At 71.7% G+C, this 1,325-nt stretch carries 1 protein-coding gene; it reads right to left on the bottom strand.

The genetic code is table 11. From position 1 onward, the window contains the following. Positions 1-18 precede the first annotated feature (18 nt). Complete coding sequence (locus tag FS882_RS20685; RefSeq protein WP_158376147.1) at positions 19-1,071, bottom strand: IS110 family transposase; 1,053 nt, start codon at positions 1,069-1,071, stop codon at positions 19-21. Between the last annotated feature and the right edge of the window lie 254 nt (positions 1,072-1,325).

Here is a 1,325-nt window from a genome sequence, read left to right as displayed (position 1 = left end):
GGACGCTCCTATGGTTCGTCAAGCCGGTAGGCAGCTGTGTTCGAGCTGTCGGAACAGGTCGCGGGCGATGTAGCGCTTGAGGCAGCGGCGGATCTCGCGGTCGGTCTTGCCCTGGGCGCGGCGGCGATCGATGTAGTCGCGGGTGCGCTGGTCGTAGCGGGTGCGCGAGAGGGCGATGACGTGCAGGGCGCGGTTGAGCTGTCGGTCCCCGGACCGGTTCAGCCGGTGCCGGGTGGTCATCCCCGAGGACGCGGGGATCGGTGCGGTCCCGGCGAGCATCGCGAACGCGGCCTCGGAGCGGAGCCGCCCGGGGTGGGACCACGCGATCAGGACTTGCGCTGCGACGATCACGCCGATGCCGGGCTGGGTCAGCAGGTCGGGTCGCCAGGAGCGCACGACCTCACCGATCGCGGTCTCGTGGTCGCGGGCCTCGCACTGCAGTGCCAGGACCCGGCGCGCCAAGGTGCGCAGGACGTGCGCGGTGGTCACGGTCTGGCGGTCCCAGGCCGGCCGGGGCCGTAACCGGGCCGCGGTCCGGACCATCACGGTCGTGCTGGTCCCGCGCAGCACCCCGCGCAGGTCCTCCGGGGCCGCGATGGCCAAGGCGTGCAGCTGACGCTGGGCCAGGGTCGCGGCCTCGACCGCTGACCGGCGTGCGGTCATCAGCGCTGCGAGCTCGGCGCGCGGACCGTCGTGCTTCACCTCAGCGAGGTGCTCGCGGCTCAACGCCTCACGTGCGGCGCGGACCGCGTCCAGGGAGTCGGACTTCGCGCCATGACGGCGAGCCGCCCGCCTCGGACGGTCCAACTCCACGACCTGCTCACCGGCCGCCTGCAGGAACCGGGCCAGGCCCGCTCCGTAACCGCCGCCGCCTTCCAACGCCCAGACCTGCGAACCACCACCAACCGTCTCGCCCCAGGCCAGCAGCTCGCCGTAGCCACCAGGATCGGTGCTCACCGTCAACTCGCTGAGCTTGCCGCCGGTGGCCGCATCGACGATCGCGGCGGTGTGGGTGTGCTTGTGGGTGTCGACCCCGATGACGAGATCGACCTGCTGCGCCAGACTGGTCACTGCGTACTCCTTCGACCGGAGGAACGTGAGGTTCCGGTCCGGCTGGAGCCCGGCAGGACTGTGACGGGACACGCCCGCAGCCACGGGCGGTCAAGCTCCTGATCAGGCCAGCAACTCCGGTCGGGCCGGGGCCGGCAGGCACGCGCGGACAAGTCCCTTCACAGGCACGAGACCAGTCAGGCCAAGGGTCACGCGCGCACCCACCGACCACAGCCCACCGCTCAGCGAGCCGCAGCCACAACCCTCACAGTCAG

The sequence above is a fragment of the Cellulosimicrobium cellulans genome, assembly GCF_007679345.1.
Classification (GTDB): domain Bacteria; phylum Actinomycetota; class Actinomycetes; order Actinomycetales; family Cellulomonadaceae; genus Cellulomonas; species Cellulomonas cellulans_A.
This window is presented reverse-complemented; position numbering and strand designations above follow the sequence as displayed.